The following is a 19,997-nucleotide window of genomic DNA, read 5'->3' on the forward strand; positions in this document are numbered from 1 at the left end:
ACAATCTTATGAGCTCAAATGAAACAACAACAGGCTTCAAACCAAAAAAATCAGTTGCACTTAGCGGACAAGTTGCAGGCAACACAGCACTTTGTACTGTAGGACGTAGTGGTAACGACTTGCACTATCGTGGCTATGACATTCTTGACCTTGCAGTGGGTAGCCAGTTTGAAGAAGTTGCTCACTTGCTCGTACATGGCAAATTACCAAACAAAGCTGAACTCAAAGCATATAAAGCAAAACTAAAAGCACTTCGCGGCTTACCAGCAGCACTGAAAACTGCACTTGAACAACTTCCACCGTCTGCACACCCAATGGATGTAATGCGTACTGGTGTTTCAGTTCTTGGTTGTTTAACTCCAGAGCATGAAGACCACAACGAAGCTGGCGCAAAAGATATTGCCGACAAATTAATGGCAAGCCTAGGTTCAATGTTGTTGTATTGGTATCACTTCAGCAACAACGGTCGTCGCATTGAAGTTGAAACTGATGACGACTCAATTGCAGCGCATTTCTTGCATTTACTTCATGGTGAAAAACCATCTGAAGAATGGATTGAAGCAATGCATACATCACTCATTTTGTATGCTGAGCACGAATTCAATGCATCAACATTTACGTCACGTGTGGTTGCAGGTACAGGTTCTGACATGTACTCGGCAATTACAGGTGGTATTGGTGCGCTTCGCGGACCTAAACATGGTGGTGCGAACGAAGTTGCATTTGTCATTCAACAACGTTACGACAACGCAGACGAAGCAGAAGCAGACATCCGTAGCCGTGTTGAGAAGAAAGAAGTTGTGATCGGTTTTGGTCACCCTGTCTATACAATCTCTGACCCACGTAACGAAGTCATCAAAAAAGTGGCACATGACTTGGCACAAGCACAAGAGAACACAAAAATGTACTTAATCGCTGAACGCTTAGAAGCAGTGATGAAAGATGCGAAAAACATGTTCCCGAACCTCGACTGGTTCAGTGCTGTGAGTTATCACTTAATGGGTGTTCCAACAGCAATGTTCACACCATTATTCGTGATTGCACGTACAGCAGGTTGGTCAGCGCACGTGATTGAACAACGCCAAGACGGCAAAATCATTCGTCCAAGCGCGAACTATACAGGCCCTGAAAACCTCAAATTCAAACCATTGGCGGAGCGTGGTTAATGAACACAAAATACCGTAAACCGCTGGCAGGTACCCAGCTTGAATATTTTGACGTGCGTCAAGCCGTTGAAGATATTCAGCCAGGCGCATACGAAAAACTGCCTTACACCTCTAAAGTACTCGCAGAGCAATTGGTACGCCGTGCCGATGCCGAGAACTTAACTGCCTATTTAACGCAGTTGATTGAGCGCCGTCAGGACTTGGACTTTCCTTGGTATCCTGCGCGCGTGGTGTGTCATGACATCTTGGGTCAAACTGCGTTAGTTGACCTTGCAGGCTTACGTGATGCGATTGCTGACAAAGGCGGCGACCCATCTAAAGTCAACCCAGTTGTACCAACACAGCTCATTGTTGACCACTCTTTAGCAGTGGAATTCGGTGGTGCTGACCCAGACGCTTTTGAAAAAAACCGTGCTGTTGAAGACCGTCGTAACGAAGACCGTTTCCACTTTATTGAGTGGACTAAAACTGCATTTAAAAATGTCGATGTGATCCCTGCGGGGAACGGCATCATGCACCAGATTAACCTAGAGAAAATGTCTCCGGTGATTCAGGCGCGTGATGGTGTGGCATATCCAGACACATGCGTAGGTACAGACTCTCATACACCACATACAGATGCTTTGGGCGTAATTTCTGTGGGCGTTGGTGGTTTGGAAGCTGAAAATGTGATGTTGGGCCGTGCATCTTGGATGCGTCTACCAGACATTATTGGTGTTGAGTTTGTAGGTCAGCGTCAGGCAGGTATTACTGCAACAGATATCGTACTTGCTTTAACTGAATTCTTGCGTAAAGAACGTGTGGTTGGTGCATACCTTGAGTTCTTTGGTGAAGGCGCTGACAGCATGTCTGTGGGCGACCGTGCAACCATTTCGAACATGACACCAGAATATGGCGCTACGGCTGCGATGTTCTACATCGACCAAAACACGATTGACTACTTACGTTTAACAGGCCGTGAAGATGCACAAGTGGCATTGGTTGAACAGTACGCAAAAGAAATTGGCCTTTGGGCAACTGATATGACCAAAGCAGAATACCCACGTGTACTACGTTTTGATCTATCAAAAGTAACACGTAACATTGCTGGGCCATCAAATCCACACGCACGTGTTTCAACTGCGGACCTAAAAGAAAAAGGTATTGCGGGTATTGTTGAAAACCGTTCTGACGGCTTAATGCCTGATGGCGCAATCATTATTGCCGCAATTACTTCATGTACTAACACTTCTAACCCGCGTAACACCGTGGCGGCAGGTTTGTTGGCACGTAAAGCAAATGAACTAGGTTTAGTTCGTAAACCTTGGGTGAAATCATCATTTGCACCGGGTTCAAAAGCGGCTGCACTTTACCTTGAAGAAGCGGGTGTTCTAAAAGACTTAGAGCAACTTGGTTTTGGTATTGTAGCTTATGCTTGTACGACTTGTAATGGTATGTCGGGTGCATTAGATCCAGTCATCCAACAAGAAATTATTGACCGTGACTTGTACGCAACAGCAGTACTGTCTGGTAACCGTAACTTCGATGGCCGTATCCATCCATACGCAAAACAAGCGTTCTTGGCATCTCCACCACTTGTTGTGGCATATGCAATTGCGGGTACGATTCGTTTTGACATCGAAAAAGATGCTTTGGGTCACGATAAAGACGGTAACTCGATTTACCTGAAAGACATTTGGCCATCTGACGCTGAAATTGATGCGTTAGTTAAAGAAGCTGTGAAGCCTGAACAGTTCCGTAAAGTCTACATTCCAATGTTTGACTTGGGCGTAACCGTAGAGGCCGAAAGTCCGCTTTATGACTGGCGTCCACAAAGTACTTACATCCGCCGTCCGCCATATTGGGAAGGAGCGTTGGCTGCACCACGTACTTTAGCGAACATGCGTCCGCTTGCGATTTTGGGTGACAACATTACGACTGACCATTTGTCGCCTTCAAACGCGATTTTAATGGACTCGGCTGCGGGTGAATATCTTCATAAAATGGGCCTACCAGAAGAAGATTTCAACTCATATGCAACGCACCGTGGTGACCATTTGACTGCACAACGTGCAACATTTGCTAACCCGAAACTGTATAACGAAATGGTAGTTCGCTCAGACGGTACCATTAAGCAAGGTTCAAAAGCGCGTGTAGAGCCTGAAGGCGAAGTGATGCGTATGTGGGAAGCGATTGAAACCTACATGAACCGTAAGCAGCCATTAATTATTGTTGCGGGTGCTGACTACGGTCAGGGTTCAAGCCGTGACTGGGCTGCGAAAGGTGTACGCCTTGCGGGTGTTGAAGCGATTGTGGCAGAAGGTTTTGAGCGTATTCACCGTACGAATTTGGTGGGTATGGGCGTGTTACCACTTGAGTTTAAACCGGGTGTAAACCGCAAGACTTTAAAACTAGATGGTACAGAGCTTTATAGCGTGATTGGTAATATCGCGCCGCGTTCGACTTTAACTTTAGTGATTGAACGTGCCACAGCGGATGGTAAAGAAGAGATTCTTGAAGTGCCTGTGACTTGCCGTTTAGATACAGAAGAAGAGGTTTCTGTATATGAAGCGGGCGGTGTATTACAGCGTTTTGCGCAAGACTTTTTAGAAGGCCAAGTGGCTTGATACTTTAGTTAAACTTTATTGGTGTTGTTCAAAAAACGCCCTATCTTAATGATGGGGTTTTTGCTTTTAGACAGTAACTCAGTGGTAATTGTTTATAACCTTTCTAGGTGTAGCAATTACTGATAGCTATAGTAAATTTAAAGTACGTTGAGAAAATGTTGAAGGTAACTTTCGATTCAAATGTTTGGGAAAAGGTAGTTCGAAAGGAAACACCTGAGCATGAATATATTAATAATCAAATATTACTGGGTAATATACAGCCTTATATTTCTGAGATTGCTATTTCATTAGAGTCGTTACAAAAAAAGAAACGTTTAGAGTTTATGAAGGGGTATAGCCCAAAATTTGAATTTGAACAGTTGGATAAAGCCTTAGACAGCAAAATTCATGGAAGAATGAGTATTAGTCCAAACCTAGACTCACATCTAGGTTTGCATCCTAGGCTTAAAGAATCATTAGAGTTAGCGGAACAATTAGGTTTTAAAGTTATTCCTATGACTAATTTGGGAACCGTACGTAGCCCTGAAATTCCTAATAAAATGAAAGTAGAAATTGAGGATTTTTGGAGTTTTGCGGAAAAACTATATGTATGTAGTAACTTTATTGCTGAGATGGGATGTGGAAGTTTTACTTATTTTTTATTGAAAAAAGCTTTATATATGAATAGTAAAAGGCAATTTAGCGAAAAAGAATTTTCAGAAGCAATTGCTGAGTGGGTAGATGGAGATATGTTGTCTGCACATTATGCAATTGGAAATGACTTTTTTTGTACAGAGGACAGAGGGAAAAATGCTGGAAAAAATTCTATTATGTTTTCTACTAATATAAATAAAGTTATAGAGAGATTTGACATTAAAGTATGTTCATTAAATGAATTAATAAGATTATTAACAAGAAAAGATACTTGAACTGAAGACACATAAGTTCCTGTAAAACAGAATAATTAGGTTTAAAAGAGTCAGAAGTTATTTATAAATTTTGACTGATTAAATGAGGTAAGTGTAAGGTCATCTGTAATAGAAAACTAAAAACATAAAAAAAGCCCGACATCCTGTCGGGCTTTTTCGTATTTGGTTGCTAGATATGACTCCTGTCGTATCTCACGCTCCTAGTGCATGAACCTATTATTGTAGTTTTGTGTTCCGGAACATCCTGTTCCTGTATGAACTCATCATAGGAAAAAAGTGGTAATTCGCCAATCCGCAAAATCCCTAAAAGTTTGTAGGTTAAAGCGTACAAAATGAAATTGCGTAAGACTTTTTAGAAGACTAAGTAGTTTAATATTTAGTCTACAACTGATTGAAAATTATTCAAAACAGCCCTATCTTGATGATGGGGTTTTTTTATTGTAAATGGATAAACAATGATTAGATTAATAAATCTTAAAAATGTTGCAAGCTATAAAAGTAATGCTACTTTAGGAACTGATAAAAAGATAAATCTTATTTATGGTTTAAATGGTGCAGGTAAAAGTACATTTTCAAATTTTTTGCATCAAAGGGGAGATCTGAAATATAAAGATTGTTCAATAGATGGTTTGGAAGATGATCATAAAGTTCTTGTATATAATCAAACTTTTATTCAAGAAAACTTTTTTGAAGTTGAAAATTTAAAAGGGATTTTTACTCTTTCAAAAGAGAATAAAGAGGCTGAAACTAAGATTTCTAATGCTTCGAAAGAAATTAAAAAACTTGAAGATGAAATAGTAAAACAAAAAAGTGAACTTGAAGATGAGAGAAGAACAATAGTTCAGGAGCAGAATGCTGCAAAAGAAACAGTTTGGAAAATAAAAAATGATTATAGTGGTGGTGACAGGGTTCTTGAATTCTGTTTAGATGGCTACAAAAGTTCTAAAGATAATTTATTTAATTACCTTTCGGGTTTAAGTAAACCGACTATAAAACCTCAAAAAAGTATTGATGAGTTAAAAAATGATTTTCAATCTATTTCAGGTGATAACCCTCAAAAGTATCTAATTTTACCTAAAATTAATTTTTCATCTCAAAATATAGAAATTGAATCCTTATTTAGTAAACAGATCGTAGGTAATGAGAATAGTACCGTTTCACAACTCATCAAGATGCTTGGTAACTCTGACTGGGTGAAGGCAGGATTAAAATATATACCTCAAAATGACTTAAATGGGAATTTGAATTGTCCATTTTGTCAAGAAAAAACAATCTCAAATATATTAATAGAAAATATAAAAAGTTATTTTGATGCTTCATATGAAGCGGATATGGTTACTTTGAACTCTTTATTTAAAAATTATTCACAAGAAATTCAATCTATCCCTAATAAATCTACTTTTGAATCAAATCCAAAATTTGAAGTATATAGCAAAGACTTTGAGATTAAATATTATGAATTTATAAAAATTATTGAAAATAATCAAAAAAATATTGAGGATAAAATCAAGAATCCAAGTGTTTCAGTTTCTCTGAAAAGTTCTGTGGAGGCTCTTGAAGAATTAAATAAAATTATTCTAGGAATTAATCTACTTGTTAATGAACATAATAAAAATATTGACCAGAAAGAAGTAGTAAGAGCAAGTATAAGAAAATCTTTTTGGGAAATAATGTGTTGGGAGTATGATCTAACTATTAGTTCATTTAAGGCTAAAAAATTAATATCGCAATCAAAAATGGAAAAAATAGAAGAGAATATAAGACAAAATTCAATAAAAATTGATATACAAAAAACAATTATTTCTGAGCAACAAAAAAATACAGTAAATATTGAGGATGCAATTGAAAATATAAAAAATGGTTTAATTGAGTTGGGGATTAATGATTTTGAGATTAAAAAACATTCTGATAATTTCTATAAAATAGTAAGGGGAGAAAAGGAAGATAAAATTTTTCACTCTTTGAGTGAAGGCGAAAAAATGATTATTAGTTTTCTTTATTTTCTTGAATTATGTAGAGGAAAGAAGGAAGTAACAGAAACAAGTACAAAGAAAATCATTGTTATTGATGATCCAATTTCTAGTTTGTCTCATATATATGTTTTTAATGTTGGAAGATTGATAAAAAATGAATTTTTTGGAAGGAAAGTTACTAAAGTAAATCCAGAAACTGACTGTAACGAAACTACATGGAACTATAAATATGAACAAGTTTTTATTTTAACCCATAGTTTATATTTTTTCTATGAAGTTACTGAGACTAATCATGAGGTTAGGAGGGAAAATCAAAGTTTGTTCAGATTAGTAAAGAATGAAACAGGAAGTAATTTTATTCCTATGAGATATGAAGAAATTCAAAATGATTATCAAGCTTATTGGTTTATTATAAAGGATAGCCAGCAACCAGCAGCCCTGATTGCGAATTGCATGAGAAATATAATTGAATATTTTTTTAATTTTGTTGAAAAAAGAGATTTGAATAATTTTTTCTTACAAGAGTCTTTAAAAGCTAATAGGTTCCAAGCATTTTATAGATATATAAATCGAGAATCACACTCTTTAGGACAAAATATTTTTGACTTTAAAGAGTTTAACTATCAAGATTTTCGAGATGCTTTTGCAGAACTTTTTAAAGTGGCTGGGTACGAGAATCATTATAAAAAAATGATAACAATATGACTTATTAAAAGATCATTCCAATAAAAAAAGCCCGACATCCTGTCGGGCTTTTTCGTATTTGGTTGCTAGATATGACTCCTGTCGTATCTCACGTCCTGATGCATGAACCTATTATTGTTGTTTTGTGTTCCGGAACATCCTGTTCCTGTATGAACTCATCATAGGAAAAAAGTAGAGTATCGCCAATCCGCAAAATCCCTAAAAGTTTGTAAGATAAATCGTACAAATAACATTTTTTGCATTTATGCCATCATCATCGGGCGAAATGGACAATTGACAATCACTCTAACTGGGTTATATTCCTGTTTAATATCTATACGATTATAGGAACGCAATCATGGTAACAGCTGGCGAAAAAACCGGAACAGGCTTCTATTTCTGCGCTCAATGTGGCCAGAGAGTGTTTTTAGAAATTAATACAGATCGTTTACCGCCGTGCACTAAATGCTATTGCACTGAGTTTAAACGTTAAGAATAAAATAATATTTACGTTCGCATTTAACAAAAAGCCCTGTCACCCGATGGGGCTTTTTGTTAGTTTAAAATAAGACTTACATAACAAGACCCGCGATGGGCATGAAAAGGAAACCTTTATGGAAACAATATTGGGTTTATGTATTGGTGTGGGCCTGAGCGCTGCGTGCGGTTTTCGCGTGTTTGTGCCGCTATTGGTCATGAGCATTGCAACCATGATGGGATGGTTTGAGCCATCAAAAGGTTTTGAGTGGTTAGCCATGCCATCGGTTTGCTTGGCTTTAGGTGTGGCAACGATGTGCGAAGTTGCGGCCTACTATATTCCATGGGTCGATAACGCCTTAGACACGGTCGCGACCCCTGCGGCTATGATTGCCGGTACGTTAGCGACGATGGCTGTGAGTAGTGGTGAAATGTCACAATTCGCAGGTTGGGCGGCAGCCATTATTGTGGGCGGTGGTACGGCAGGTGTGGTGCAAATGAGTACAGTTGCTGCACGCGGTGTTTCAACTGCAACCACAGGCGGCTTAGGAAACTTTGTAGTCGCTACAGGGGAGTGGATTGGGGCAATCTTACTTTCGGTTTCAGCTTTTCTAGTTCCCGCCCTTGTTGCAGTTGTGGTGGTTATTGCTGTTATTTTGGCAATACGTTGGATACGTCATAAAAAGCAAGAACAGGTACATAGTCCGTTATAGGTTAACTTTAATATCATTTTTAAATGACCATAAAAAAAGCCCAACATCCTGTTGGGCTTTTTCGTATTTGGTTGCTAGATATGACTCCTGTCGTATCTCACGCTCCTAGTGCATGAACCTATTATTGTAGTTTTGTGTTCCGGAACATCCTGTTCCTGTATGAACTCATCATAGGAAAAAAGCGGGAAGTCGCCAATCCGCAAAATCCCTAAAAGCTTGTAGGTTAAAACGTACATTGAGAAATAATTTAACTTTTCAAAGCGAATATGAATAATAGCCACCTTGTTACTTCAAGAAAAAAATCAAATGCGTATTAGAAAATCTTCACGACTATTAGTGATTAATGAAAATCATCAAATTTTATTATTTCAATTTACTCATACAAATGATGCTTTGGCTGGTCAATCATATTGGGCAACTGTCGGTGGAGGGCTTGAAGAAGGGGAAACCTTCGAGCAAGCAGCTTGCCGAGAGCTTTATGAAGAGTTAGGTGTAGTAAGAAGCGAAGTGGGCACTCATGTCGCAACTCGCAATTTTGAAATGATGCTACCGAGTGCAGAAGTTGTGATTTCTAATGAAAGACTCTTTATTGTTTTTCTTAAAAATGAAGAAGTGAATACAGCAAATTGGTCTGAACACGAAAAGCTTGTGATTAGCAAAAGTCGTTGGTGGACGTTTGATGAACTGAGCCAAACAAATGAGATTGTTTATCCAAATAACATTCCTAATATTCTTGTAGATAGCTTGCCTGAGATTTTTAAACTCTAAAATTTTCTTAATATTCAGATATAAAAAAAGCCCGACATCCTGTCGAGCTTTTTCGTATTTGGTTGCTAGATATGACTCCTGTCGTATCTCACGCTCCTAGTGCATGAACCTATTATTGTTGTTTTATGTTCTGGAACATCCTGTTCCTGTATGAACTCATCATAGGAAAAAAGCAGGGTGTCGCCAATCCGCAAAATCCCTAAAAGTTTGTAGGTTAAAACGTACAAAAATGGGTAGGGTTATCCTTATATAAAAGGATTTTCGGTTTCCCAAGGCTTGCTGCTAAAAATAATCTGGCCATTTTCAACACAGAGGATCCACGTATAGAAGTACTCTTCTCCTAACCCTCGACATTCAAAATTTGCATTTGGAAATAGAGCGGTAATTTTTTCTATTATTATTTCGCAATAAATAGGGTCAATATGAAGATCTGCATGACCATTAGTAAAGGCACTTACTAAGTCATTATAAAGATCTTCATGAGTTGCACCTTCAGCTAGCATAGTTAATATTTCTAGGATCTTTTGCTTTTCAGTAGATAAATCAATCGTGTCAAAATCTGTATAACGAACTTGTAGTTCTGTATAAAAACTCATTTTTATTAGCTCTATGATATTAATGATAAAAAATACTACTTATTAAACATGACTTTATCGTTAAAAACGAGCTGAGTATAGAAATATCTAAACTATAAGAGTTCAAATTTCTTAAAAATATTCTTCTTTAGGCCCCCGTGCCACAACAGACTTTAATCTTTTGCGCTGATTTAAAGTAAGAAACCATTGCAACACAGAGATAAAGGAGCTAAGCCAAACGCTTAGCCCATACTACTTTTGTCACACCGCTGCATGACGCTGAAAAAAGTAGGGGCAAAGTCCTGTGGGAGAACAGGACTTTGCAAACTGACATGTTCTAGGCGCTGCATCAGCTTAGGTGAGTAAGCTTGTTCAAGTCGCTGGTAAATACAGTCGCAACTGGCTTGGGTGTGCCCACCCGACAGGCAAATTTTTTCAAAATCCTGCTGAGTGTGTAGGTTACAACCCGAAATCCCCAAACTACCTAGAATGAAACTTAAAGCCAAAATAGGTTTATAAATTGTCATATTATTCTCATAAAGATTTATATCTATGAGTAGAATAAAAATATAATTGGTTTAAATTTTAAAATAATTTTTAGATGGTAGTTAATCCTCACATAAACACAGGAAAATAAAATAATTTAAGTTTTAAAATAAAAATACTTTATAAATTTAAAAAATTAGGCAATAGAAAACCCAAATTTTAAATAAATAAAATGATTAAATTGGAGAGGGAATAAGTTTGAAAAGTATCATGGTCAACTCCTTAAAATTATGGAGCTCTACCACCAGATTACCGCGAATTAATTTATGGTGGTAGAACGAAAGGGGGTTGACAGACTGGACTCGTAGAACCAGCACGCACAGGGCGTCCCCCTCCCGTCCTACCGCAAAGAAAAGGGGACGCAAGGGTCTAACGAATTATAGTAGAACTATAATCCGCTACGAGTTACGGTCTGTCAAAACCGTCTGGCAATGTAGGCCAGCAACGAGATAATAATCGGTGATTTTAATTACGTCAATTTAATATTTAAAATATTTTTGATTCAATAATAAATCTAAATATATTTATTAAAATAATAGAATTAATATTTATATTTAATTAGAAAAAATAAATAATAAAATAAGTTGTAAGTGTAATGTTGTTAATAGTAGAGATTTATCATCTTATAAATAAAATATTATAGAGATGGCTGCCTTATTCTAAACTTTTAAGCATTTCTTTCGCATCCGAATCGCCTGCATCGGCAGCTTGCTGAAACCATTTCTTTGCCAGTTGTAGGTTTTTCGGCGTGCCTTCACCATTTAAATACATCTGGGCCAAGTTGTATTGGGCATCACTTTCGCCATGCTCAGCCGTTTTGGTGTACCACTTCAGTGTCTGCTCATCACTTTGGGTGACGCCGTGACCTTTATTATATAGCTGAGCTAAATTATATTCTGCGGGTGGATAGCCTTGCTCGGCAGCACGACTAAACCACTCAAACGCCTGCACATAATTTTGCGCAGTTCCTTCACCTTTGTCGTATAACACCCCTAAGTTATATTGCGCTTTAGCATGACCCTTAGCCGCAGCCTTAGTAAAATAATCAAAAGCGCGCTTGGCATCTTTTTCTACGCCCGTGCCTGTGTAATACATCATGCCTAAACTATATTTTGCGCCCACACTTCCATTTTGGTCAGCCGCAGTTAGCCATTTAAAAGCTTGTTCATAGTTTTTAACAACGCCTTGTTCGCCGCTTAAAAGCATCATGCCTAAATGATATTGAGCCACGGGTTGCCCTTGTTGCGCACGATATTGAATATCGGCCACACTCGGCTCAGCAAATGCTGAAGAATGAAGTGAGAAAATCACGATAAATATATAAAAAGCAGACTTTTTTATTTTCATATCTCATCCTGAATTTTATTAATTTGAAAATTTATTTTTCTTTAATATCTATTTGAATATAAAAGAAAAATATTAAATATATCTAGGTGCTTTATATCACTTTAAAATGATCTGATTTTACTTTTTAAATATCTATTTAATAAGAAGTTAACCTAAAACAGCATATTTAGACCAGTTACATTTTGAAAATGAGTATAGATAGACAGGTTCGTCTTTTTTTAATTAAAATGCGGGCTAAATATAAGTTTGATTGATAATAAAAATGCAGATGAGTGTGTCGAGTATATTGGAGCGTTTAGGCCTTGTTTCACAAAATCGCGCTGTTCATATCCAATTCTCAAATCAGTCTTTAAATCAGCAAGTCTTCTTGCAACGCATTGAAGGCGAACATACGCTCAATCAAGGCAGCGTTGCTGAGCTACTATGTCTGTCGACGAACGCACATATTGCATTAAAACAATTTATTGGCTGTCAGGTTGCCGTCGATCAGGTCACTGACATGGGCCAGTTTTTTAGAACGACAGGCATTATTACCGAAGCGAGCCAAGGGCAAAGCGACGGCTCACTCACTATTTATAACCTCACCTTAACAGACCCAACTGCACTCTGGTATAAACGCCGTAATAGCCGCGTGTTTATGAATAAAAGCGTGCGGGATATTAGCGAAATTCTGTTTAAAGAATGGCAAGGTAAAAGTCCGTTATTTGCCTCAAGCTTAACGCTCGACACGGCAGGCTTAACTAAAGACTACGATGTGCGTCCATTTGTGATGCAGTCAAACGAAAGCGATTATGACTTTTTAACCCGTTTGTGGCGCAGCGAAGGCATTAACTGGCTGGTTGATGAGTCGCAGCTTTTAGTCGCCGATCCTAATGCGTCGATTCAGCCACAAGTGTTACGTTTAATTGACGATAACCAAAATTATCAGGCGCTTGAACGCCGTAGCCTACGCTACCAACGCAGTAGTGCCACAGAGCAGTTCGATACCATTACCCAAGTCAAAGCTGAGCGTCGCTTACAACCAACCTCTGTTCATGTGCAACGCTGGCAAGCCGATGCGCTGCAACAAGAAGAAGGCAGCGGTAGCGTACAAGGCACACAAAAGCACAGTGAACACTATGACAACGCTAGCCTAAACCTTGAAGATGCGTGGCACGTTAGCCCTGCTTGGATACAGGACTTAAACGGTGAAGATCAAGCCACTGCTTCAGGCAATAACCAGATTGAACAACTGAACCAGCATATCAATGCTTACCATCACCTGAGTTCTAAACAGTTTACCGTTTCAGGCAACGTCCGTGATGCACAGGTGGGTTACTGGTTTGAACTGAATGATCATCCTGAGCTTGAGCGCCACGACAGTGCTGATAAAGAATTTTTAATCTTAAGCAAGCATTACTACAACCAGAATAATTTACCGAAAGAATTACAACAGCAACTCGAGCGCCTGTTACCAAAAGACAAGCTCAAAGCTGCGCAACTCGACAGCCAAAATCCTGAGCAGCGCCACTTTGCTGAACTGAACGTCGTTCGACGTAACATTAAAGCTGTGCCTGAATATAGTCCGCTAGAACACCGACCAGCCGCTCACCCGCAGCGTGCTAGAGTAGTTGGGTTAGAGGGCGAAAGCATTCATGTTGACCAATGGGGACGCATTAAAGTCCGCTTCCTGTTTACCCGAGCTGATGACCATAGTCATGACGGTGGAGCGGGCAGTAACGACAATGACACCGACTCCGCTTGGGTTGATGTACTGACCCCATGGGCAGGTGCGGGTTATGGAGCGCGCTTCTTACCTCGTGTCGGCGAGATTGTGGTGATCGACTTCTTTGACGGCAACATTGACCGTCCATTTGTGGTGGGTCGAATTCATGAAGCTGAACGTCACCCAACCCAATTCGATCAGAAAGGCCAGTTACCTGACACTAAAAAACTCAGTGGTATCCGCTCCGAAGAAGTTGATGGTAAAGGCTTTAACCAGCTACGTTTTGATGACACCACAGGTCAAATCAGTGCCCAGCTACAAAGCAGTCATGCGGCAAGCCAACTCAACTTGGGTAACTTAAGCCATCCAAAAGACAAAGCCGAAAGTGACGGTCGTGGTGAAGGTTTCGAACTTAGAACAGACCAGTGGGGCGCGGTACGTGCGGGCAGTGGCTTACTCGTTAGTACCCATAAACAGGACCAAGCCCAAGGTGTACACCTCGATGCAAATGAAGCTAAGCAACAAATCGAAGGCGGCCTCAACAATGCCAAGGCACTCAGCGAAGTTGCTAAAAATCAGCAAACTGACCCTTTAGAAAATTTAGAAAACCTAAAATCTTTTATTGAAAAACTTGAACAGCAAGACAACGCAAAAGCCAAAACGTTTAAAGAGGCGATTATGCTGCTGGCGAGCCCAAATAGCATCGCGCTGAGCAGTAACGAAGATATTCACTTAAGCGCAGATGGGCAGCTAAACCAAACTGCTGGAGACAGCATTAACCTGTCTACTCAAAAGAATCTGATTGCACATGCCCAAAATAAAATCAGCCTTTTTGCAGCGCAAGAAGGGGCGAGACTATATGCAGGCAAAGGTAAAGTTGAGATTCAAGCGCAAGGTGACGGAGCAGATTTAATTGCCCGTAAAGCGGTTCAGATTATTTCAGCAGAAGACAAAATTGAAGCGACAGCAGCCAAAGAAATTGTGCTCACCGCAGGTGGCTCTCAAGTCAAAATTACTGGTTCGGGCATTTTTATGACCACAGGCGGTAAGTTTGAAGTGAAGGCTGGACAGCATTTGTTTATGGGAGGCGGGAGTGCGAATGCGAATGTTCCTGCATTGCCTGATTTGCGTATTAAAAACGAGCATCGTAATTTCCAAGCTATAGATTCGTCTAAGAATGAACCATTAGAAGGAATTCCTTATTCAATTTTGAATAAAAGAACAGGAATAAAGTCTTATGGTTTTACTAATGAGAAAGGAATGACAAAAACCATAAAGTCTGCTGAAAATGATGAATTAGTTGTTAATTGGTTCGAACAGGAAGATTTTGTAAATGGGGAATAATTCAACAACAAGTACAACAACAAATACAGCTAATCCACCGACCCAGAAAGTTCCTTTGAAACCAGAGGCTGAGTTACATCTATTAGTAGGGAGTGCTTATGGAGAAGGGGATAAAGAGTCGCCTTATGGCCATACGGCTGTTTATATTAAGTTGAAAGGTAAGGATTATATTTATGATTTTGGTAGATATGGAAAGACGAAACCTGAAAGCTTTGGTATTTTTACTTTAGAGGGGGCTAGTAGTCCCCGCGGAGAAGGGATATTAAGGATTTGGAGTAGCTTTGACGCTTATATTGCCGATGAAAATAGCCAAGGATCAGGAACTTCAAGAACTAGAACAACTCATGCTTATGGCTATAGAATTTTTGATAGTCAGGCTATGCTTGTATTAAATTATTATAATGATTTATTGAAAACGGCTACATTAAGGCGAACTGAAAAATACTATAAAAGCTATGTTTTATCTCAAGACTATTTTGCTTTGGCCCCTAATTGTACTACTCAAAGCTTGGAAGCAACGAAAAAAGCAATCCCAAGTATGGCGAAATCAGGCCATATGTTTGTAAATGCTGATAAAGTATTACCAACTACAGCAAAATTAGCATTTAAAGCAAGTAAATATGAAATGCCAAAATACCTATTTTTACCCGATAATTTAAATGATTATTTAATGAAGTCTCCTGATGTAAAAGTAGATATTAAAAATACATATCATCTGAAGAAGTAGGGATATATGAAAAAAAATCTGGTAATAATCATATTAGGAATTTTGTTTTTAATTCAATTAGTTTTAAATTTTTATCTGTGGAGCTTTAGAGAAATGCCTAAGATACATATTTTAGAGAAGCCTCTAAAAATTTCTTCAAATGGTGATAATTATTCAGAATATACAATCCTTCCAGCAGGAACAGTTCTATATGATGATAGTGACTCTTTAAACAGAAGAGTTATGGTTTATTTCAACTTGCAAGGTGTTGATTTTAAGTTTGAAGAGCAAGATCCTGAAATATCTAAACAACCAAGTGAAGTACGTTCTATTAGAAGTACAGAGCTAAGTGATATTTTAAAAACTATTCCTTTAACTAAGAAAGATATTTATTTAATTATTAAATATGATGACAGCATAAATGATTCTGTACGCTCTATTTTATTTAAAAAATACAAAATTGATCCTTCAGAATATGAGAAATAATCAAATAATTCAGCACCATACAAACTTAAAATTAAAAAAGTTCAGAGAAGCGTAATTTATTACGCTTCTTCAGTCATAAGAAATTGTTTAAGCAGCTTGAATTGCTTCTCCACAAAGAGAAACAGTTTCTTGTTTACGTTGATGTAAGTACCAGAACTGCTCTGCAATGGTTTCGGGATGTACTGTGTAGGTTTTATCTTCTGCTCCAGATGTCCCATCAACAAAACCATTCACAATCACTTGGCTCACGTAAACATTTGAGTCAGCTAGGCTATGGGCAAGTAAATTGGTGGTTTTATATTGGGCGGCAGCGGTAATTGCTAATGATGAATATTCTTTGGCAACTAAATCTATTCCCACTGCATCGAAAGCGAAAATACCGTTTGTTGATAAAATACTGCCGTGGTTCTTCTCTAAATCACCTAAGCAAGCTTGTACCGTCGCGATATAGCTCGAAACGCGAATATGAAAGCTTTTGGTGAGCTCCAGTGGAGGGGTTTCTAATATGTTGCCTTCAATATCATGGGAAGCATTCCAATGAATATTTTTAATCTCTCCTAATTGATCTTTAATGCATTTAATAAGATTTGGTATGTTTTCAAGAACGGCTAAATCACATGTAAAAGCGTAAGCTTCAATACCATGTGTTTTAAGTTCTAAAATGGCCTTTTCGAGTTTTTCGGCATTTCGTGCCACTAACCCGATTTTATAGCCTTCTTTACCAAATTTATGTGCTACGGCTTTAGAAATACCTGTTCCATAACCAAAGATTATAATATTGTTGTTCATTATAAAGTTCCAAAAACCAATTATTTGGTTAGAAATAGTTTATAATATGTTTTTATAATGTATTCAAGCGAAAAAGTTATCTATAAAAAATAATACTGAAAGAGCAAAACAAAAAATCTTAAAAGCAGTAATGAGTAAGTTTGGTTTGAATGATCCAGTCGGCTAAACGTATGCTGATGAAATAACTTCTAATGAGTTTATAAATTATTAAGGTTGGTAAAATAAACCGTAAAATATAAATAAAGTGGAATTTAAATTTAACTAATTATGGTGAAATGGAAATAAATTCTTTTTAATTCACTTAATGGCGTAAAAAATTCCAAAAATAATGAAAATTAGCTGTTCTTAGAAAAACAATCCCGCAGGGTGCTGGCTAAACTATATCTCAAGGGTGTGATAGGGATCGAAAAGAGTAGCATGCACCAAAACGTATAACGTTAGTGTGTACTCACCCAAAAGGTCTCGATTCGGCTTAGGACGCTATAGATCAAAAGTTTATAGGCATAAGGTTCTAACTTACAAAGTTATAATTGTTGAAGTAAACCATAGATGTTTTCCCTTGACACCCTAAAAAATTCTCTATAATAAAAACGATACTTTACAAGAATATAATTTATGAATAAGCCTTATCTTTCTGCCTTGCCGCATGACAGCCAAATCTCATCTCAATTGAACAATGCTTACTTTCACGATTCGTGGAGTATTATGCTTGGCCAACCAGATCTTAATGTATTTGGCAGTTCATTAAACTGTTCCATCACACGCCTCAATGGGTAGAGTGGAGCATGAACTTGCGCAATAAAATTACTTCAAAGATTGGGCTTAAAGATTTAGGAAGTTTTAAGCAAATTGATTCGAATAAAAAAGAAAATGAATATGTAGCTGGTGATCGAATTGGAATTTTTACCTTGTTACAGCGTACCGAAAATGAGTTAGTGGTTGGCGATGACGATAAACATTTAAATGTGACTTTATCTATTTATAAAAATGAAGAGACTCAAGTTCTTACCGTGACCACAGTAGTCCATATTAAAAATTTACTTGGGCGGCTGTACATGTTGCCTGTGATTCCTGCCCACCGAAAAATAGTACCAGCCACTTTACAGATATTGGGTTAGAGCACTATTTTTATTTACGATGTTATTCATTGAAATCGTTTATATAATATACGTATTATCAATTGCGAGCTGAATAAAATGGACAATAAAAACCAGTGTCGCCAATGCGCCGTTTGTGGAAAGAGTTTTCCCTTAAAAGATCTGGTCTCTGGTGAAGTCATTCGAGATGTGATTGGAGAAGAAATCTTGAAAGATTATCCGGATTGGTCTTTTTCAACCTTTATTTGTCGTGCTGATTTGGCGGACTACCGTATTAAGTATGTGCAATCACTATTACGTTCAGAAAAAGGTGAGTTAACAACTTTAGAAAATGAAGTGATTGGCAGTATGCAACGGCATGAGCTGATTAGTCGAAATACAGAGACAGAGTTCGATCAGAATTGGACTTTGGGTGAAAAACTAGCAGATAAAATAGCCTCTTTTGGCGGAAGTTGGGTCTTTTTAACTTGTTTTGGACTATTTTTAGTGGCTTGGATCATTTTAAATACTGTAGTGATGGTGGTGCATCCAGTTGATCCTTATCCATTTATTTTGCTTAATCTGGTCTTGTCATGTTTAGCTGCAATTCAGGCACCTGTCATTATGATGAGTCAAAATCGACAAGAGGTAAAAGATCGGTTACGCGCTCAACATGATTATCAAATTAATTTAAAAGCTGAGCTTGAAATTAGACATTTACATGAAAAAATGGATCATCTTTTATCGCATCAATGGGAAAGACTTGCACATATTCAAGAAATTCAGCTCGATCTTTTATCTGAAATGAATAAAAAACGGTAAAAACTGAATCTGAGTTTCACGTGGAACATGATGAGCTCTATAGAATATTTTGCGGTAAATTGGAAATTTCTTTATGATCTGCCGCCATGCTCCCTTGCTGTTTCTACGACAATGCCTTTAAACGACCACTTTGTTTATGCTCCACCACAAGATCCGCTTTCAATCCTATTTGAAGATGACGATTTGGTCGTGGTTGATAAACCTGCGGGTCTATTGTCGGTTATGGGGAGGTTGCCGGAACATCATGATAGTGCCTATTTACGCATACTTGAAAAGTTCCCTTTAGCCAAAGTGACTCATCGTTTAGATATGGCGACTTCGGGGTTGCTTATGTTTGCTAAACACCGTGATGCAGAAGTTGCGGTAAGTAAAATGTTTCAGGCCAGAACAGTCAAAAAACATTATATTGCTTTAGTGCAAGGCCAAGTCGCGGAAGAGGGTAGTGTTGAAGTTCCACTCATTACCGATTGGGAAAATCGCCCGAGACAAATTGTGCATTTTGAGTTGGGCAAACATGCCAAAACCTTATTTCAACCTCTCATCTATGATGAAAAAACAGATCAAAGTCGAGTATTGCTTGAACCAGTAACAGGGCGTTCGCATCAGCTACGTGTACACATGATGCATATTGGACATCCGATTATGGGTGACAAGTTATATCACCCTGAACCTAAGCAATTTCACTTAAACCGTATGGCGCTACATGCTGCATATTTGGCTTTTAAGCATCCATTAAATGGAACCGATGTGGTGATTGAATCGAAGGTGCCTTTTTAAAATTTATATAATTAAAAAAATTAATTTGATGCAATTGGGAACGGAATATATACCCAAACTGCAATAAAAGTCGGGTATTCTTAATGCCGAATAATATTAATACGGCAACAACAACAAGGGATCATATTATGACTCGTGATTACGAACAATTTCCAGATGACGATAACGGCAATGTACTTTGGCAAATGGCTGAAGACGGGGATGATTTAACCGATCTGCATGAAATTGAATTTTCTATTGCTTTTCAAGATCAGAAAAATGCAGAGCAATGTGCACTCTATTTACTGTACCAAGAACAAAAGGTTTCACTCTTTCAAGATGATGCCGTTGAGCCAAATGAATGGATTATTACGATCTTCGTTAATATGGAACCCGACTATTCAGACATTGTTGATTTAGAACAATGGTTTGCCAGCATCGCTGAAAAATTTCAGGGTGAATATGATGGATGGGGCTGTATGGCTTATGTCTTCGAGGAAGGCGACGAAGAAGATGACCTGTTACAGTAAGGTCTAAAATAACGGGTAGG

General features: G+C 38.1%; 16 protein-coding genes and 2 pseudogenes. 14 read left to right on the forward strand and 4 right to left on the reverse strand.

Annotated elements, in window-relative coordinates:
- Positions 1–8 precede the first annotated feature (8 nt).
- From prpC to RMB03_RS10285, 7 genes and pseudogenes are all read left to right on the forward strand, one after another.
- Positions 9–1,166 carry a 2-methylcitrate synthase gene (gene prpC, locus RMB03_RS10255; RefSeq protein WP_003655705.1) on the forward strand — a complete coding sequence of 386 codons (1,158 nt, stop codon included), beginning with the start codon at positions 9–11 and terminating at the stop codon, positions 1,164–1,166.
- Positions 1,166–3,772, forward strand: a complete 2,607-nt coding sequence (gene acnD / locus RMB03_RS10260) for a Fe/S-dependent 2-methylisocitrate dehydratase AcnD (protein WP_311075852.1) — start codon at positions 1,166–1,168, stop codon at positions 3,770–3,772. Before prpC ends, acnD begins: the two co-directional genes overlap by 1 nt.
- Positions 3,773–3,927: 155 nt before the next feature.
- Positions 3,928–4,680: a hypothetical protein gene (locus RMB03_RS10265; protein WP_311075854.1), complete on the forward strand. Its 753-nt coding sequence runs from the start codon at positions 3,928–3,930 to the stop codon at positions 4,678–4,680.
- A gap of 455 nt (positions 4,681–5,135) precedes the next feature.
- Entirely contained in the window at positions 5,136–7,358 is a 2,223-nt protein-coding gene (locus tag RMB03_RS10270; protein WP_311075856.1) for an AAA family ATPase, read from the forward strand.
- Between the two features lie 337 nt (positions 7,359–7,695).
- Complete coding sequence (locus RMB03_RS10275; RefSeq protein ID WP_311075858.1) at positions 7,696–7,830, forward strand: zinc ribbon-containing protein; 135 nt, start codon at positions 7,696–7,698, stop codon at positions 7,828–7,830.
- A 121-nt stretch (positions 7,831–7,951) separates the two neighbouring features.
- On the forward strand, positions 7,952–8,527 hold the full coding sequence (locus tag RMB03_RS10280; protein ID WP_311075860.1) for a DUF4126 domain-containing protein: 576 nt from the start codon (positions 7,952–7,954) through the stop codon (positions 8,525–8,527).
- A gap of 266 nt (positions 8,528–8,793) precedes the next feature.
- Positions 8,794–9,295: pseudogene (locus RMB03_RS10285) on the forward strand (NUDIX hydrolase).
- Positions 9,296–9,540: 245 nt separating this feature from the next.
- On the opposite strand, the gene RMB03_RS10290 reads toward RMB03_RS10285, so the two are convergent.
- The 3 genes from RMB03_RS10290 to RMB03_RS10300 form a co-directional block, all read right to left on the reverse strand.
- A complete protein-coding gene (locus RMB03_RS10290) occupies positions 9,541–9,891 on the reverse strand; it encodes a hypothetical protein (RefSeq protein ID WP_311075862.1) in 351 nt (116 codons plus the stop codon).
- A 221-nt stretch (positions 9,892–10,112) separates the two neighbouring features.
- A complete protein-coding gene (locus RMB03_RS10295) occupies positions 10,113–10,397 on the reverse strand; it encodes a hypothetical protein (protein WP_311075864.1) in 285 nt (94 codons plus the stop codon).
- A gap of 673 nt (positions 10,398–11,070) precedes the next feature.
- Entirely contained in the window at positions 11,071–11,763 is a 693-nt protein-coding gene (locus RMB03_RS10300) for a tetratricopeptide repeat protein (RefSeq protein ID WP_311075866.1), read from the reverse strand.
- A gap of 262 nt (positions 11,764–12,025) precedes the next feature.
- On the opposite strand from RMB03_RS10300, the gene RMB03_RS10305 reads away from it, so the two are divergent.
- Genes RMB03_RS10305 through RMB03_RS10315 form a run of 3 tightly spaced genes read left to right on the forward strand, consistent with a single transcriptional unit; the run spans position 12,026 to position 16,004 of the window.
- Positions 12,026–14,812 (forward strand): type VI secretion system Vgr family protein, encoded by a 2,787-nt coding sequence (locus RMB03_RS10305; protein ID WP_311075869.1) that lies wholly within the window; start codon positions 12,026–12,028, stop codon positions 14,810–14,812.
- The gene (locus tag RMB03_RS10310; protein ID WP_005049156.1) at positions 14,802–15,539 is read left to right on the forward strand and encodes a hypothetical protein; all 738 of its coding nucleotides are present in this window, start codon (positions 14,802–14,804) and stop codon (positions 15,537–15,539) included. Before RMB03_RS10305 ends, RMB03_RS10310 begins: the two co-directional genes overlap by 11 nt.
- A 6-nt stretch (positions 15,540–15,545) precedes the next feature.
- On the forward strand, positions 15,546–16,004 hold the full coding sequence (locus tag RMB03_RS10315) for a hypothetical protein (protein ID WP_026070301.1): 459 nt from the start codon (positions 15,546–15,548) through the stop codon (positions 16,002–16,004).
- Between the two features lie 87 nt (positions 16,005–16,091).
- Here RMB03_RS10315 and RMB03_RS10320 read toward each other — a convergent pair whose 3' ends face one another.
- Positions 16,092–16,793: an SDR family NAD(P)-dependent oxidoreductase gene (locus tag RMB03_RS10320; RefSeq protein WP_311075875.1), complete on the reverse strand. Its 702-nt coding sequence runs from the start codon at positions 16,791–16,793 to the stop codon at positions 16,092–16,094.
- 615 nt (positions 16,794–17,408) lie between these two features.
- Between RMB03_RS10320 and RMB03_RS10325 the strand changes: the two are divergent.
- The 4 genes and pseudogenes from RMB03_RS10325 to RMB03_RS10340 all read left to right on the forward strand — a co-directional run bounded on the left by RMB03_RS10325 (position 17,409) and on the right by RMB03_RS10340 (position 19,977).
- Positions 17,409–17,911, forward strand: a pseudogene (locus tag RMB03_RS10325) (DUF2867 domain-containing protein).
- A gap of 78 nt (positions 17,912–17,989) precedes the next feature.
- Positions 17,990–18,691, forward strand: a complete 702-nt coding sequence (locus RMB03_RS10330; protein ID WP_003655668.1) for a DUF1003 domain-containing protein — start codon at positions 17,990–17,992, stop codon at positions 18,689–18,691.
- A gap of 111 nt (positions 18,692–18,802) precedes the next feature.
- Complete coding sequence (locus tag RMB03_RS10335; protein ID WP_311075923.1) at positions 18,803–19,468, forward strand: RluA family pseudouridine synthase; 666 nt, start codon at positions 18,803–18,805, stop codon at positions 19,466–19,468.
- 128 nt (positions 19,469–19,596) lie between these two features.
- Entirely contained in the window at positions 19,597–19,977 is a 381-nt protein-coding gene (locus RMB03_RS10340) for a ribonuclease E inhibitor RraB (RefSeq protein WP_016139626.1), read from the forward strand.
- The last annotated feature ends 20 nt before the right edge of the window (positions 19,978–19,997 follow it).

Source organism: Acinetobacter sp. V91_7 (genome assembly GCF_031799075.1).
GTDB lineage: Bacteria > Pseudomonadota > Gammaproteobacteria > Pseudomonadales > Moraxellaceae > Acinetobacter > Acinetobacter calcoaceticus.

Bases quoted from the DNA above. Each gene is read 5' to 3' on its own strand.
- RMB03_RS10295 (WP_311075864.1), bottom strand. From the start codon at position 10,397: ATGACAATTTATAAACCTATTTTGGCTTTAAGTTTCATTCTAGGTAGT.
- RMB03_RS10335 (WP_311075923.1), top strand. From the start codon at position 18,803: ATGCCTTTAAACGACCACTTTGTTTATGCTCCACCACAAGATCCGCTT.
- RMB03_RS10275 (WP_311075858.1), top strand. From the start codon at position 7,696: ATGGTAACAGCTGGCGAAAAAACCGGAACAGGCTTCTATTTCTGCGCT.
- acnD (WP_311075852.1), top strand. From the start codon at position 1,166: ATGAACACAAAATACCGTAAACCGCTGGCAGGTACCCAGCTTGAATAT.
- RMB03_RS10290 (WP_311075862.1), bottom strand. From the start codon at position 9,891: ATGAGTTTTTATACAGAACTACAAGTTCGTTATACAGATTTTGACACG.
- RMB03_RS10315 (WP_026070301.1), top strand. From the start codon at position 15,546: ATGAAAAAAAATCTGGTAATAATCATATTAGGAATTTTGTTTTTAATT.
- prpC (WP_003655705.1), top strand. From the start codon at position 9: ATGAGCTCAAATGAAACAACAACAGGCTTCAAACCAAAAAAATCAGTT.
- RMB03_RS10300 (WP_311075866.1), bottom strand. From the start codon at position 11,763: ATGAAAATAAAAAAGTCTGCTTTTTATATATTTATCGTGATTTTCTCA.
- RMB03_RS10330 (WP_003655668.1), top strand. From the start codon at position 17,990: ATGGACAATAAAAACCAGTGTCGCCAATGCGCCGTTTGTGGAAAGAGT.
- RMB03_RS10270 (WP_311075856.1), top strand. From the start codon at position 5,136: ATGATTAGATTAATAAATCTTAAAAATGTTGCAAGCTATAAAAGTAAT.
- RMB03_RS10305 (WP_311075869.1), top strand. From the start codon at position 12,026: ATGCAGATGAGTGTGTCGAGTATATTGGAGCGTTTAGGCCTTGTTTCA.
- RMB03_RS10265 (WP_311075854.1), top strand. From the start codon at position 3,928: ATGTTGAAGGTAACTTTCGATTCAAATGTTTGGGAAAAGGTAGTTCGA.
- RMB03_RS10280 (WP_311075860.1), top strand. From the start codon at position 7,952: ATGGAAACAATATTGGGTTTATGTATTGGTGTGGGCCTGAGCGCTGCG.
- RMB03_RS10320 (WP_311075875.1), bottom strand. From the start codon at position 16,793: ATGAACAACAATATTATAATCTTTGGTTATGGAACAGGTATTTCTAAA.
- RMB03_RS10340 (WP_016139626.1), top strand. From the start codon at position 19,597: ATGACTCGTGATTACGAACAATTTCCAGATGACGATAACGGCAATGTA.
- RMB03_RS10310 (WP_005049156.1), top strand. From the start codon at position 14,802: ATGGGGAATAATTCAACAACAAGTACAACAACAAATACAGCTAATCCA.